General features: G+C 58.0%; 12 protein-coding genes. 2 read left to right on the top strand and 10 right to left on the bottom strand.

Annotated features, from left to right (window positions below):
* Positions 1-124: 124 nt before the first annotated feature.
* Positions 125-343: a hypothetical protein gene (locus BLX42_RS03570; protein WP_174142157.1), complete on the bottom strand. Its 219-nt coding sequence runs from the start codon at positions 341-343 to the stop codon at positions 125-127.
* A 347-nt stretch (positions 344-690) separates the two neighbouring features.
* On the opposite strand from BLX42_RS03570, the gene BLX42_RS03565 reads away from it, so the two are divergent.
* Both BLX42_RS03565 and BLX42_RS03560 read left to right on the top strand, forming a co-directional pair.
* A complete protein-coding gene (locus BLX42_RS03565; RefSeq protein ID WP_046785709.1) occupies positions 691-876 on the top strand; it encodes a hypothetical protein in 186 nt (61 codons plus the stop codon).
* A gap of 316 nt (positions 877-1,192) precedes the next feature.
* The gene (locus BLX42_RS03560; RefSeq protein WP_161871162.1) at positions 1,193-2,410 is read left to right on the top strand and encodes an amidohydrolase family protein; all 1,218 of its coding nucleotides are present in this window, start codon (positions 1,193-1,195) and stop codon (positions 2,408-2,410) included.
* Positions 2,411-2,485: 75 nt separating this feature from the next.
* Here BLX42_RS03560 and arfB read toward each other — a convergent pair whose 3' ends face one another.
* The 9 genes from arfB to BLX42_RS03515 all read right to left on the bottom strand — a co-directional run bounded on the left by arfB (position 2,486) and on the right by BLX42_RS03515 (position 14,638).
* Positions 2,486-2,899: an alternative ribosome rescue aminoacyl-tRNA hydrolase ArfB gene (arfB, locus tag BLX42_RS03555; protein WP_046785705.1), complete on the bottom strand. Its 414-nt coding sequence runs from the start codon at positions 2,897-2,899 to the stop codon at positions 2,486-2,488.
* Positions 2,900-3,562: 663 nt separating this feature from the next.
* On the bottom strand, positions 3,563-4,729 hold the full coding sequence (locus BLX42_RS03550; RefSeq protein ID WP_161871161.1) for an OmpA family protein: 1,167 nt from the start codon (positions 4,727-4,729) through the stop codon (positions 3,563-3,565).
* Positions 4,730-4,749: 20 nt separating this feature from the next.
* Complete coding sequence (gene tssE, locus BLX42_RS03545) at positions 4,750-5,187, bottom strand: type VI secretion system baseplate subunit TssE (protein WP_161871160.1); 438 nt, start codon at positions 5,185-5,187, stop codon at positions 4,750-4,752.
* Positions 5,188-5,191: 4 nt separating this feature from the next.
* Positions 5,192-5,728, bottom strand: coding sequence for a type VI secretion system lipoprotein TssJ (gene tssJ, locus BLX42_RS03540; RefSeq protein ID WP_161871159.1), 537 nt, complete (start codon positions 5,726-5,728; stop codon positions 5,192-5,194).
* Positions 5,709-6,806: a type VI secretion system baseplate subunit TssG gene (gene tssG / locus BLX42_RS03535; RefSeq protein WP_161871158.1), complete on the bottom strand. Its 1,098-nt coding sequence runs from the start codon at positions 6,804-6,806 to the stop codon at positions 5,709-5,711. Before tssG ends, tssJ begins: the two co-directional genes overlap by 20 nt.
* Positions 6,770-8,539 (bottom strand): type VI secretion system baseplate subunit TssF, encoded by a 1,770-nt coding sequence (gene tssF / locus BLX42_RS03530; protein WP_080952095.1) that lies wholly within the window; start codon positions 8,537-8,539, stop codon positions 6,770-6,772. Before tssF ends, tssG begins: the two co-directional genes overlap by 37 nt.
* A gap of 23 nt (positions 8,540-8,562) precedes the next feature.
* Positions 8,563-10,149, bottom strand: a complete 1,587-nt coding sequence (gene tssA / locus BLX42_RS03525; RefSeq protein WP_161871157.1) for a type VI secretion system protein TssA — start codon at positions 10,147-10,149, stop codon at positions 8,563-8,565.
* Complete coding sequence (locus BLX42_RS03520; RefSeq protein WP_256671914.1) at positions 10,146-13,190, bottom strand: ImcF-related family protein; 3,045 nt, start codon at positions 13,188-13,190, stop codon at positions 10,146-10,148. The genes tssA and BLX42_RS03520 overlap by 4 nt, the downstream gene beginning before the upstream one ends.
* A 296-nt stretch (positions 13,191-13,486) precedes the next feature.
* Complete coding sequence (locus BLX42_RS03515) at positions 13,487-14,638, bottom strand: hypothetical protein (protein WP_161871155.1); 1,152 nt, start codon at positions 14,636-14,638, stop codon at positions 13,487-13,489.
* Positions 14,639-14,902: the final 264 nt, after the last annotated feature.

The following is a 14,902-nucleotide window of genomic DNA, read 5'->3' as shown; positions in this document are numbered from 1 at the left end:
ACGAGGCCTTTTCACTTGAGAACGACTTGCAGCTACCGCCAGTCTAACGGTATACCAAGGACCATTGCCGCAACGGCACGACGCTGGCCCCCTGGCAAAAGAGGGGGGCCGGAGGGGGAAGTCGTCAGCCTGGGGGGATGGTGCCCAGTAGGCCTACCAAAAGGGTGAGCAGAAGAAAACCACCCAGAAATAGCGCGAGCTTGCCCATCAGAACCTCTTCAATGTGATAGCAGGGATGAAAAGCATTATCGGCGCAGCGCTGATACGGATACAGATTCAGGTTTGATGAAAAAAGGCGTATCAGATGCGATCGGCCACGCATCCAGCCAAGCGTGCTCACCATGTGGCAGTGGTCGTGGGAGGTCACAAGAGCGCGTTTGACTTGTCGACACCGGCATACAATTGCAACTTTAAGTTTCAGTGCATAGCTGGCCAGCCTGCCAGCAGCATGATGCCTCTTTCAACGGTCAGGTCATCACAGGCTCAGCAATTACGGGCATCAGACGCAAGCCTGATCTACACGAATAGAAACAGCCTCTAAGTTAATTTGTAGGAAGTTTTCCCCCTTACTGTAGGCCGCATCTGGGTGCCGAGTATCTGCTGTATGAAACCTCAGTTTCCGCAGCAATATCGAACTGCTAGGGTCCATTTTTCCTACAACGGCACGGAAGCCTTCAGCATGAGGGAAACATGGACCAGTTCAATACTTCTGGCCTGGGTCTGCAAAAATGCCTGCTCGCATTACGCAAAGAGCGGGATCTTCTGAAAGCACAGGGCAAAGATGAGGAGGCGCAACGGCTTACGCGAAAAATTGCGGGGATGGAGGCTACGCTGGCAGGGATGCCCCTGGAGATGAAGCCGCCGACGCTGCAGTAGCACGCCCTTCCCTGTGCCGATGTTCGCTCGTCAAACACTGCGGGCTGAATATCGATTTGGGGCCGCTTTGCGGCCCATCGCCGGCAAGCCAGCTCCCACAGGCACAGTGCAGACCTCAAGAACTGCATGGTATCTGTGTGGCCGGCTTGCCGGCGATTGGCTGCGTAGCAGCCCTGATAACGCTAACTGACAGGCATTACCCCTAGCGCTGCCGGCATCCAGAAATGCACTGCAATCGATCCTGATAATTAATTTGTGGCGTGTGCGGATCCTGCCTACCGTGTGTCATCACTCAGCCTGGGAAAAAGGCCCGACCATGAATGACCGCGAGTTCATCAATGCCATCGACGCCGATGGCCTGCCCCTGCACATTGCCGTAAAGAACGGGCGCATCACCCATATCGGCCCGCAGCGCGCCAGTGAGCCGGCCCGCGAAACCATCGACCTTGAAGGGCTGCTGGCGTTGCCTGGGTTCGTCGATGGCCACATTCACCTGGACAAGAGTTTCGTCGGCGACCGTTGGCGCCCGCACCAGAGCGTGGCCTCCCTGCGTGAACGGCTGGCGGTGGAAAAGCGCGAGCTCGCCAGCGCCCCGCCTATTGTCGAACGCGCCGATGCCCTGATTCGTCAGGCCGCCGCCTTCGGCACCCTGGCCATGCGCTGCCATGTGGATGTGGACGCCACCACCGGCCTTGCCAATCTGCGCGCCATCCTCGAAGCCCGCGAGAAGTGGAAAGACCTGATCGACATCGAGCTGGTGGCTTTCCCCCAGGCCGGCGTGGTGACCTGCCCCGGCACTGCCGAAGTAATGGAGGCTGCCGTACGCGAAGGTGTGCAGGTGGTGGGCGGTATCGACCCGACCACCCTGGACGGTGACGCCGAAGCGCAGCTGGACATTGTTTTCGGCATCGCCGACCGGCACGGGGTGAAGGTAGATATCCACCTGCACGAGCCAGGTGACATCTGCATAGCCCAGCTCGAACGCATCGCCGCGCGTACCCAGGCACTGGGCATGCAAGGTTTGGTGGTGGTGAGCCATGCCTATGGCCTGGGTGATGTTGTCGACAGCGTGGTGGACCGCACCGCCGAAGTGCTGGCCGGTGCAGGCGTGTCGATCATGACCAACGCCCCGGGCGAGCACGCTTTCCCGCCCGTGCTGCGCCTGCGCGCAGGCGGTGTGCGAGTGTTCACCGGCAACGACAACATCCAGGACGCCTGGTGGCCCTACGGCAATGGCGACATGCTGCAACGGGCCATGTTGGTCAGCTATCGCTCGGGCTTCAACACTGACGAGGAACTGCGGGTAGCGCTGCACATGGCGACCGAAGCCAGTGCCGGGGTGATGGGTAAAAAGGGCTATGGGCTGAAGGTAGGCAACGAAGCGAGTTTTGTGCTGTTCAAAGCCCCAAATGCTGCCGCTGCGGTGGCGGCAGCGCTGCATGAACGGGTGATCGTGCGCCACGGCGCGTTCTGGGGCGGGCCTGCGCAGTTGCAACTCAAGGCGTCGCAGTTTGCTGCAGAACTTCGCCGATAACCCGGGGCTGACTGCTTCAGCAACGTGACCATCGACTACCCGCTTTTGGCGCAGGCGGTGTAGCAGATCCCAGCATTAGAATTCCACCTTGCCCCGACCCGCCTTGACATTGCTCCGCCTGGCTTTGCCTTCCAGGCGGCGGGTCTTCGAGCCGAGGGTCGGCTTGGTGGGGCGGCGTTTCTTCTCGGTCTTGCCGGCTGTGGTGATCAACTCGGCAAGACGCGCCAGTGCGTCAGCACGGTTCTGCTCCTGGGTGCGGTACTGCTGGCCCTTGATGATCAATACGCCCTCGCCGGTGATGCGACTGTCGCGTAGCGCCAGCAGCCGCTCTTTATAGAACTCGGGCAACGATGAGGCAGGGATGTCGAAGCGCAGGTGCACGGCGCTGGACACCTTGTTGACATTCTGCCCACCCGCGCCCTGCGCGCGGATGTATGTCAGTTCGATTTCGGCATCCGGTAGATGCACGTTATTGGAGATGGTCAGCATGACATGGCCCTTGTAATTGCCCCCATTATCACAGGGTTCGCCGGTCTCCCATATACGACCCCGGTGTCTCGATAGGTGTCGGCCGTGCCGGCTTGCCGGCGATGTGGCCCATACTGATTACAGAGCATTGGATTGCTGCCCGCCATAGGCTGACATAGACCGATCAATACACCCACATCTTGAGCGCTGGAAACACCAGGAAATCAGATTTTCCCTCTTCCTTGTAGTCCATTTCCCAAACATACTCGCACTGCACTTTTTCCGTTGCGGCCACTGTAGCTGCGCTCCAGTCTCGGCATGTCGTTGCTCATCAACGATACAGCTTTGACAGGATGTGACGGTAAATCACGCAGACAGTCTCAGTTTTATGGTGGCTATGCGTGTGGGCACGCTTGCGTGCGCCGGAGTTTTTCGTGATTTTACCGCCGGTCTGTCAACCCACGTACAGCTGCCTCCCCCCGCGACGCAGATGCCCTCAGGAGAAGCGTGAAGATCTCCCGCAGCGTGCGACCCGCTTCGAGGCGCCTGAACCTAAGTACGTAGTTGTTGAAGAACAGCGGCTTGCCCTTAGCCTTACGCTTCTTGTTCAGCAGACTCGGGGCAGCGATGTCAGCATGCGCACATTGGCGCAGTTCAGCATCACATCGCCTTGCAGGTACGCCATCACGCAGCTTCTCTTCCCCGAAACGAACGCCCTACGGCCTCCAGCTCGCCACATGCATCTCCCTGAGGTACCAATCGAATATCCACCCGACGATTTTCTGCGCGACCATTCAGGGTGTCGTTGCTGCTGACCGGTTGACTGGCGGCAACACCTTGGACAGCAAAGCAACTGTCCGGGATATCGCCCATACGCTGCATCCAGTCGCGAACAGCGGAAGCGCGGGCACGAGAAAGATCGAGATTCTTGGCTGCATCCCCTCGCGCATCCGCATGCCCGGAAATAACGACCAGCCAGCCTGGTTGGGCTTTAATGCCAACGAGAGCATTGATCAACAGTTTGGTTGAACCGGGTTTGAGTTCGGCACTGCCAGGATCGAACAGGTTCAGGCTGTCGAGATGGATTGGATCGGGCACTGGGGGTTCTTCGGCTTGCCTGGCTGCCCACTCTTGCCAGCCCAACCACCCCATGAATGCAATTGTGACCATCAATGTCAGCAACCACGGCAATACGGCACGCTTCTGCGCCGCAGGCTCGACAACGAATGTATAAGTCGAAGGCGCAGAAGCGACAGCAGCAATTTGAGGCGTGATGGATGGCTCAGCAATTGTTGCCCAGGACTGCAGAGGAAGCGGCATCGCAGCGGCCCTACTTCCCGACATGCGTTGCAGAAGGCTGACTATCTGGTTTCTGAAGACCTGCAGCGATACCAATGGAGCTTGACCATGGCGTTTCAAGCGGTGCTCCAGCCGGTTCAGCTCGGCAATCAGATCGCTCAGCACTGCCGTGTTTGAAGTGCCCCACTCCACCATGCGAACCAATGGATGCAACTGAGTAAACAACCATGCAATGAGATCGATGCGGGCTGACGCCTGCACTGGCCACAAGCTCGGCCACTCATCGCTCAGCGTAAAGAGCAGCGCCACACCCTCGGTCAAGCCCGCCACTCCGGTGCGGTAGCTACGCGCCAATACGAACGCCACCGCCGTTTGCAGCTCAACCCCATTCAGCTCGAAGAGTCGCAAAGACAACCCCTCAACTTTTGCCCAGTCCACATCTGGGCAGGCGGGATGGGTGAGCTTGGCCAGCTCACCGTGCAACACCTTGAACTCATCGAAGTTGCCCGGATCCCCTCCCAGGCGAACACGCATCTCAAAAAGCGCCGTCATCTGGCCCCCTGTTGGCTCTATTACACGCAAAGGTAGCCTTCCTGCTTGAGGTGACGCACTACAACCCTGCCGTCAGCGCCAAGCGTGGTTCCAAAGGACGCCCTGCTGCCGCCCTTGATGAGCACATCAAGGGCGTATTCAAGATGGCCAGGACGAGACTGAGGTAATAGCTGAATGCTCACCTGCGCCAGGCGAGGCTCATAGCGGCGCAACGTTCGGGCGATGTCGTTCATCAAACCATGGGCTGAAGCCGGTAGCCCTTGCAGCACCGTGCCCATATCCGGCAAGCCATAGTCAGGCAGATGCGAGAGTGAGCCTGCACGGCTGTTGAGAATGCGCTGAATGTTGTCCAGCACCGAGAGGGTCAGCTGGTCATCTTCATTCACCTGGTCCAGCGCTAGCTCACCGCAAAAGTTCTGCAACAGGATTTCGTAAAGAGAAGGACTGGTCTCAGGCATGCATTCAGCCCTCCGCACGATGTTGAAGCGTCAGTCGGTTATCGCCCAATTCCAGCACTCTGGCCTGATCCGGTTCGAGGTCGTCACGGTGCAAGACGATGCGCCACGTATTTTCAAAAACGTCTGGACTTCGGAACAGAGCAACCACGGCAACGTATTTAGCTTCGCCTAGCAGTGGTGCACTCAGTTGCGCCGCCTCACCAGGCTTGACCACGACAACGCGCTCATCGAGCAGATCATCGCGCAGCACTCGCTCACCTTGGCCTACCAGATCGTCATAGGTAGCGTTCTCCAACGCCTTGCTGCCCTTCAACTGGTAGACCCGAACCAGCACTGGCACCGACAATCCGCTCATCTCTGCGCCATCGGTATTTATCGCTGCCCGGCCATTGAGATCTAGATGCAGCGTTTTGACTTGCTTGTAGAAGATCGCCCGGGCAGTGGACGCGGTGCCGTCTGCCACCGTTTGTGCAAGGCCACACCCACTCAAAACAGCAATCAAAGTTGATGCCGTGAAGCATTTAAAAACGGTACGCAACATGCTGTACCTCCTTCCTGCGAGGGTTCAAATGCAGGCCTTGATATCGGCCCAGGTTGATCGTGATCGTGTCGTCTTGAGCCGATGGGAGTACGCTCTGCGCCCGCTTCAACACAGCGGTCATGCCAAGCATCGACCGAGTGCGTCCTAGTACAGGAGCCGGCACCATCTCGCGTGGAATTGAGAGCTGTAGCAGCGCTGTGCAACGCCATCCCAGATACACCTCAAGCAACACCCGCAAATCGGCTATCAGCCGGCCACCAGGAAGCCACTCACGCGCTTCATCCTGGTCCTCGGTATACAGCCGCAGGCGCAGCTGGCTGTTCGCGTCGTGCCCGACAGCGCCCAACGGCATGCCCTGGCCCAAAGTCACCGGACGCTCTGGTGCAAGGCTGGCGGGCTGCTCAAGCACAACGCTCTGCGGCCAATGCCCGGTCACGTGCGTATCCGTGTGTGGCGCCAGCAATTTCACCAACGCACCAATCCCCTCCACGTTGCGCGTGGGTAGACGCATGACGCTAAGCAGGGCCAGAAAACGTGACATCGGTGTGGCGATACGCTCTGCCGTACCGGGAATGCCCAACCCGATCAAGCCCAATAAACACTGTGAAGTGGCATCGCGCCCGCCCGGTTCGAACGTTGCCGGGTAGGAGTACTTGCGCCAGATCCGGTAGAACTGGGTGAATATTCGATGGTTGAAGATATCGAGGAAGTGCTCCAGCGCCTCATGGCCTTCGCGTCGCAGGGCGATATCGTCCAGATAGGCCGTGGGCAAAGGAGAGTCGACGCCATACAAACCCAGCAGCCGGGTTCGCACTGTCAGCGGTCGGTGTGGAGCAGACTCGTCGATTTCAATGGCCTTCAACTCGCCTGCTGGAAATCCCATTCCAGGATCTGGCCGGAACCTGATTAGGTCATCGCCGGGATGTGCAGTGCTGCCCAGCGGTGGTTGTTCAGCCAACACCTGCTCCAGCACCTGGCAGAAGCGGTAGACGTTAGCCGTCGATACCTGTTCAGCCAACACATGCACAATGCCCTCGGCCTTCAACCGGGAATACGCTGACTGTGATGTTCGTTCCATCGCAGGCACCTCCCCGTCGGCTGCAAAATCATCGTCAGTTGAGTGCACAAATGAATGTCCGCATACAGAGCGAAGAACCGGCTGAGCATTTCACCGAACAGGCAGATATCCCCCTCGCCTGAAAAGCCATTGCTATCGACCGTCACTTCGATATCCACACCTCGCAGCAAGAAGCCTTTTTCAAATCGCTGAATCAAGTGATGCTTGACGTCAACAATGGCCTCCAAACGGCGGCGGTTCGTTTCGTTACCCGTCCACTCGTACAAGGCCAACGTGCCACGCAGTACTTCTGCACTGTTGAGCATCGGTAGAAAATTCGACCCCAGATGACTGAGCACGCGCCAGTGAAAACGATCGCGATTCGGCGGGTAGCACGGTAGGGTCGGCGCGGTCAGGTTGCGGACTCGCAAGCCTGCCTGTGTGGACTGCGCCGCAGCGTCGAGCAACGTACTGCGCAATGCTTTTCGCGGCAGCTGGCCATTGGTACCGGTCAGGCGCAACGACAGGCTTTTGCGATTGAGCAATACATCCTTGTCAAAGCCCTCCCCGCCAAGAATCAGCCAAGTGTCATGAAGACCATTGGCGCCGCGTCTCAGGCGGGTATGAAAATAGCGCTCGGGGGCCTCATCGCGAAGCATCCCCCCTTTGTGACGAAAGCTGCTGAACGGCACGTAATCCTGACGAACGCTGTCTTTCGCTCCAGAAACCTTGTCTACCGAGTAGATCTCTGTATGACCGTCCTGCAAGCGCATTGGGCGAAGCAAGTATTCATTCTGCAACGGGTCCAAGATGAGTGGATCAGCCTCCAGTGCAAATAAGTTGATCACGGGGACCGCGTGCAAACGAATGTGCTCTTGCGTCGGCGTAAACGTATGCGACCAGGGCTCACTGAGTACTACTTCAAGTTCGAACCACGGCGCGTGCGCAGGCAGCACGAGCGATTCCAGGCCGCAGAGCGTCACGAACATGAACTTCTCGCGGAACGTAAAGTACTCCAGCAACAACTGATAACCGCTGAAGGCGCTGTCGCCTTTAGGCCAAAGGCGATCATCGTCCGCAAACCCCTTTGGCTTGAATTGCCCCGCAAATGCCTTGCGCTGCGCCGCGCCTGGCAAGCGCACATGCAGCGCCTGCACGTTCAATGTCAGCGCCTGGTGCAACACACTGGCAAGCGCCGCGTCGGCATTCAGATACAAGGGAATGTGCGCAAGATCGAGTTGATCCCAGTCGGCCAGTGCTCCACGCGCGAAGCGTAGGCGTAGAACTGCACGTCCATCGGGCTCATGGTCAAGTCGCACGGTTTCCAGATTGAGCGGCCGTAGCGTCAAATCCTGCGTGGTGGAGTAGCGGCAGCGGGTACGGTGCTGCCCCACCGGCTGTGACAGCACCTGAAAACCTCTTGCGACCTCCTCGCTGCCCTTCATCTGATTGACATCTGGCATAAGCTCGACGATGGCCAGCGATGGGATGGTACGCAGGTAATGCGGCCACAGCAGGCTGACCAGCCCCTCCGTCAGCTCAGGCAGGTCATCGTCCAATTTCTCACGCAGACGCCCCATCAAGAACGCAAAGCCTTCGAACAAGCGCTCCACATAGGGATCTTCAGCGCCGGGTTTATCCAGGTTGAGCTGCGCCGCCCGATCCGGGAAAGCTTGGGCAAACTCCTTACCTGCTTCCCGCAAGTAGCGCATTTCAGCGTCGAAGTAACGCAGGGTTAGGTTGTCCGTAGTCAAAACAGATTCCTGATCAAAGTGAATTAACTGCACAGGATTGCAGCGCGTACCGGGTCAATGGATACGAGTGCTGCCAACTGGTGTTCCATTTGCCGCGCCAACGCAGGCCGGTCAGCATCGTTGCGCTGGTTTTTCAAACGCAGCAGCTTGAGTAAACGCGCCTTGACCTCGAAGAGCAGGTCGGGCTCCCAGTCGGCAAATGTGTGGCGTTGCGCGGCAGCGTCCAGCTCAGTGAACAAATGAATGGCCAGCTCGGCCTTGCCGCACTGTTCGGCCACTCGCGCCATCAGCAAACGCAGTAACCAACGCTGTCGCCCGGTCTGCACATCGGGCCGACTCGCCAGCCAAGCCAGCGCCTGCTCGACACCGTCAGCATCCGCTTGCGCCAGTGCCTCGGGTTCCAAGGCGAGTATTTCGCATGCGGCCGCCGACAATGCGGGGGCCGCTGCGGGCAGCCATTGTTCTGGGCGGTTACCGCTGACCTGTTGGTTGATCCACTCACGCGTGGCTTCATCAGCGAATGGCGAGCCATCGCTCCAACACAGCAGCTCCACGCCCGGCAGACGGTGCAGCAGCATGGCCAGATCGTGTTTGACGATATCCGCCCAGCTTTTGTAGGGCTCAGCGGATTTGCTCAGGGCCTGATGGAGATACCATTGCAAATCCAACCAGAAGTGGTTGACGCCTTCGGCATACATTTGCTCAACCTGATCAATCAGCTCGTTCCAGCTTTGCTGCAAGTGCAAGCGCTTGAGCTGAGCGCGATACTCGCCGCGAGGCGGCGCCAGGCGGGTAACCCCCTGCGCAGTTTGCGGCGGCAGTTGATGCACGGTGTCCCAACGCAAACTCTTCATCAGCCGATGCGCCGCCAACCACCCTTCTGGTTGATCACGTAGATAGCTGGCTAGCCCTCTACCACTGTCCAGCAGATCTCGGCCCGACTTTATGGGTGTTGGGCTCGGGCCTGCCGCCCTACTGTCTACGGGTGAATCACTGCCAGTCTGAGGGACGATTGCATCAACACCTCCCGACACAGCGAGTCGGGCAGTGAGGGCACCGTACAACGCGTCCAGTCCTGGCAGTTGGTCTTCAGGCCAATGGCTGAAGCAGTGCTCCAACCATACCAAAGCAGCCACCGTTCGCTCGGTTTCAGCCTTGACCACCTGTGGGTACAGCGACAGGCTTGCCAGGACCCTGCTGCCGGCAAGCCACTCCAAGGCCATCTTGCGGCTGTTGCCACGCACAGGCAGGATGCCGTCGGCATAACGTTCCATTAACGCTGCCAACAAGTTCAAGCCATCCGCCAAGCCTGCCTCTCCGTCCCGGTGCAAGCGTGCCCAGAGGTAGTAAGTGGCAACGCGAAGGTCTTTACACGAGTGCTGGAGCAGCTTCTGCCCCAGCTGCGCCACCAGCTCCACATCCGCCCCGGAAAGCTTGTTGACCTCCTCGCGCATACGCTGGAAGTCGTCGTCATAAACCGGATCCTCGCCTACGGGCGCGTCATCACGGATGGGGGTCAACCAGGTTTTCCAGCACTCGCTGTGCTCGCGCGCCACGGCCAGTGGCTCGCAACCGGGTAAACAGCTTTCGATCAGGCTTTTCAGACTCATTCAATGCCCCCATTCTGCGCGTACTGCGGTGTGTCACGGCCATCGACCAGAAAGATCTCTCGCGGCAAGCTGAACCCTCGCAATTTGAGCAGCGCAAGCGGGCCTTCCCGCAACTCGGTGCGCAAGTGCCAAGTGAGGCGCAAACCATCTGGCGCATCCAACACGACCCGGAAGCGGCTATCGCCGTCGTCCAACGCCGTGACATTGGCCTGCTCCAGCAGACGAATCAGTCCCCAGGTGCCCTGGTAGTCCGCAAAGAGACGTTCGCCGGTGTAGACACTGCTCCACGTCAGGCTGATGCCGGGATGGTCACCCTGCCCGGGCCAGCGAAAGCGTTGCCAGCTTTCTCGCTGGTTGAAGTAATGGTGCTTTTCACCATTGAGCACGAACGTGGTCTGCACCACATCACGCACAGGTTTGCCTTGCAGCTCGAAGCTCAAGCCCATACCGCCATCGGTGTACAGCACATCGGCCAGACGACTGAGCTGATTGATCGCTGTCAGAAAGTCCGGGTTGAAACGCAGCCCCTGGCTTTGCCGCGGGTCTGCCACCCAGCGGCTACCTTCTTTTCGTAGAAGCCCCGTGAGCTGCTGGGCCAGAAACTGTTCGATCCGCCCGGAGTCGGCGCGGATCATCTGCCCCAGCATGGGCAACGAGGCGCCAATGCTGGTGGCCGCGAAGGGATACCGGCCGCTGAAAGCACCCTGCCACTGATCGACGATCGAGCGCTGCCACGCCCTGTTGAGGCCTGCCGACGACGGCTGCAGAATCTGTTGCCAGGCCTGATCCAGCGGCTGCACGAAGAGCGTATTGGCAGCCGCGCCCCAGTCGGCGCCCAGGCTGGCGGCGATCAGGTTGCCATAGGCCTGGGTATCGGTCAGGTCCACGCTTTTACCTTGGAATACCGTCTGCGCCAAGGCCTGGATCATTGCTTCAGGATCGGGCGCATTGACCACCTGCTGCAGCTTCAAGCGCACGCCGGTGACCCGCGTGAGGAAGGTTTGCAGGCTCAAACGGTCATCGCCCGATCGCCCTTCCGCCTCCTTTCCCAGCAACGCCATCAAGGGGCCAAAGGTGCTGTCGAGCGGGCCGTTTAGTGTTTGGGGAAGTTGATCGACTATCGGCGCTGCTTTTTGCCCCACCAACTGCTGTGCGGATTCAATCAGGGAATCGGCCAAGGCCTGGCCACGAACGCCTGCCTGGCCCTGGTAACTCAACGTGTTCATCAGGGCGATAAATGGCGACTGACGCACATCGCTCATCAGCGTCAACTGTGCAATCACATCGCTCAGGCCATGGCTCTGCTGCCAGCGCAGGCTGTTGAGGAAGCCCAGCCAGGCACTGCTGTAATCCTGGAAGTAGCGCGTGGTCAACCGCTCGCTGAGTTCGTCGGGGCTCAGCTCCTTGGCAATGTCGTTGGGGTTGTCGCTGAGCACCCAGTCGATCTCTTCGCGGCGCGCCTGCGCCGCCTCTTCAATGGCTGCACGTACCCGCCCTTCCCACGCTTGGCGGGTGAACACACCGGGGACTTGTGCAGCACTGGCGAACAAGGCGGTTGCATCGGTGTCGCCGACCATCTGCTGCAAGCCCAACGCCGGGTAGTGGTTCGCCGCGGTGTCGAGGACCTGCTGATACAGGCTGCTTTCGGCGTTTCGCTGGCCCAGTTCGCGCAGCAGCACGTGACGCGTTTGGGCGATCAACCTGAGGTCGGCCTTGATCGCCCAATCCGGGTGATCGGGCAGATGCTGGCCGTAGAACGTCCACAGTGCCGGTTCGGCAGCGCCCAAGGTCTCGGCCAAGAAAGCCGCATCGGCTTTTTCCGGGCGCGCCAGCATCAGATAGGCTTTGAGGTAGTTGTACGTCAGCCGGGCCCGCTTGGCGCGCTGGGGACTCGCCGGAGGTAAGTTGACCAACGCCTTGAGCCGTTTTTCCAGTTCAGAGACGGCGGGGTCACGGAGCAGTTGGTTATTGGCTTGCGTATAGAGCGGCCACACCGCTTCGCGCAGGTCGTGGGACCGGTTCAGGCCAAAACGCTGGTACCACGGTGCGCCGTGTTCTGATCGATAGTCCAGGCGGGAGAGTTCGCGTACAAGCTCGCCCAGTGCCTGTTGAGTGTCGGTGCCTGTTACAGGTTGCTGAAGCGCCCTGTACGCCACCGCTATCTGACCGACCTCGGCACGGTTGCTGGCAAACGACAACAGCAAGCCGATGCCCCAGATGGAAGCTAGGCCCAGCGCAGAAACGTAGGCGACTCTGCCTGGGTGCCAACCCAGTCGTCGGGCTCGGGCAGAGCGATCGCTGAGGATCCCTGACCATGCAGGGTCTTCTGGCCAGTGATGTTCAATTGCCGACTCCGGTTCTGGTCTCTGAACTGGCAAACTGAACCACACGCCACGGATCTGGATGCCACGTGTGCCCCTTCCTGAGAGGGACTCAATCAGGCGATACCATTGTGCAGCACCGTCAATTTGCAAGTCGCGAGCAAGCCGAAGTAAGAAATCGTGGGCCATGTGGTTCTGCATCTGCGCCAAACCTTGTTCGCGTAGCGAGTGCTGCAGGGCGCACAAATGCTCTTCCCAATGAACTGCGGCCCGCCGAGTGGGAAGCAAACAGCCAACCGCCTCGATGTCGCGCCCCGACTGGTCCCATTGGCTTTCACAGATTTGCCACACATGCACAGGCAATTGCCTGCCTAGATGACAGCTCATATCCTGCAGATGATGAATGCTCGCACTCATGTAGGCAGCGTCGTCGACCATGCGGTCGCTCAGCGCCCAAACGACACCATCAATACCGCGCCAGCGAAACTGCCGTTGCCATTCGTCGAGCAGGACGGTGTTCAGACTGGAAATAAGACTGCCACCGTACAGAAGTATAACTGCCCGCCCTTCCAACCAATGCTCATCGATCAACCTTGGCGCAACAGAACTGACGGGAGGAGTTTCGCCAACCACCAAGAACAGACGCACCTTGAAACACCATGACCAACCATATTTATGACGGAGGCACTCTCGTATTAGGCTGATATTGTCTATCGACATGCCATGCGACGTACGCTTCACTTCTGACCTACTGTCTGCCTGGGTTTGATCTACAGAAGAGTGACGGCGATAAGTTGACCCACCAACGCGACGCCCTAATACCAGGAGAACTCCTCCAGACAATACCACCACAGCAGCAGTCAAAAAGAACAACCACGTCAACTCAACAACTCTATCAGATAACAAGTCTACCCCTCCAAGACAACCTCAGAACACCACCAACGCAAAGATCGTAACGACAGCAATGAAAGGAATTATCCCAAGCACCCACATTACTATTGCGAGCATCTAAAGACTTAGACCGAATTTGGCGAAGCTGGTGTCACTGCGCAGTGGCAAAAGAGCGAATCATCAGAGCCACCAGTAATAACAAATTGCGCTCCCGCACTCAATTTAATACTCTCCGATGCGAGCGAAATCGCCAACCAAGGGGCTGCTCTACCTGCTGACCCAAGCAATGAATCTAAATCGTGAAATTTCTTTTTTTCGGCTCCAGCCCCGCTCAAGCTTGTTAACGCCATTGTCACCAGGCTATCGTGATATCGGTCAACTCCCGATCGCCAAACATGCTCAATCGAGCACGCATTTATAGGTACCCACTCCAGCGCCTGCTGCACAGATAAATCGACATCCGAATCAGGGGCACGCAAAAATTCCGGTCGATGCAGACAAGCTATTGGATGTAATGACGGTACCGGACTGCAGCTACCTAATAGCAGGCCCACCACTACTTCAGCTGTATCTCTCGGTTGTTCCGGAGCAAATTGAAATGCAACAATCAAGAGCAGCGAATTATCCTCGACCCCTCGATCAAGCCATTGATTCACGGCCAATAATCCGGCATCGCTGATAATTTCCGTAGACTGACGAACCCCTGACTTGCACCATACGCTCCGCCATATACGGTGTAAAGTTGCCTCTGTTATTTGACTGTCACCCTCTACGAGCACCTTCAGAGGGATGTCATCAGCCAACCCATCTAAGACCTGTGCAAGATCAGTCAACACTTGCTCGAACGCCTGCAGCAATATTTGCTCTGGATCGGCATTACCATCCCCGTCTATGCAGCTATGGCGTATTACATTCCCTCCAATCCTAAATGGCTGGCTTTTAATAGCTCTAACGCCCGCCAGAAGTTTACTGACTTGGCCTTCTGCACTTACACTTTGACGTCTTAAAGCCGTATAGGCGCTTGTGCCCCACACCTGTAATGAACGCCGACCAACTTTATATTTTTGTTCCAAGTCCTTCGTCCTAGCCTCATCCCACCCATCAGCAACCCGAACGTAACTCGCATAAATAATCACCCTAGTGGAAATTGCCATCACCCAAACCAGAACAGGGGTACCTAGGGCTACCTGCCAAATCCCTCCTGCATCTACAGGTGGCGCTTGACCGACAAACAATATTCCGCCCATCAACCCCAAGAGCATAAACAGCAGCAACATTCCAAGCCAAATCGACCATCTTGGGGGGCTCGGCCGTCGCGCCTCTTCATAAACTTTCTGATTCTTAACTGCCATATTCGGCCTTCGATGGGCACCGCTGTGGAGGCGATTGTGCGTAGGTCTCATCCCTGCGTTGTTCAGGTGTCACGCCACCCGCCGTATTTTTGTCGCCAACCCTGACAATCCCAATCACGAAATATTCCCCATACAGAGTACTTGAGCTCATCAATTTCCAGGCTCGCCCTGTAAAAAGTCCGAGGCGCA

The sequence above is a fragment of the Pseudomonas sp. SG-MS2 genome (assembly GCF_009933855.1).
Lineage (GTDB): Bacteria > Pseudomonadota > Gammaproteobacteria > Pseudomonadales > Pseudomonadaceae > Aquipseudomonas > Aquipseudomonas putida_E.
Note: the sequence above shows the minus strand (reverse complement) of the source record. Positions and strands in the feature narration are given on the sequence as shown.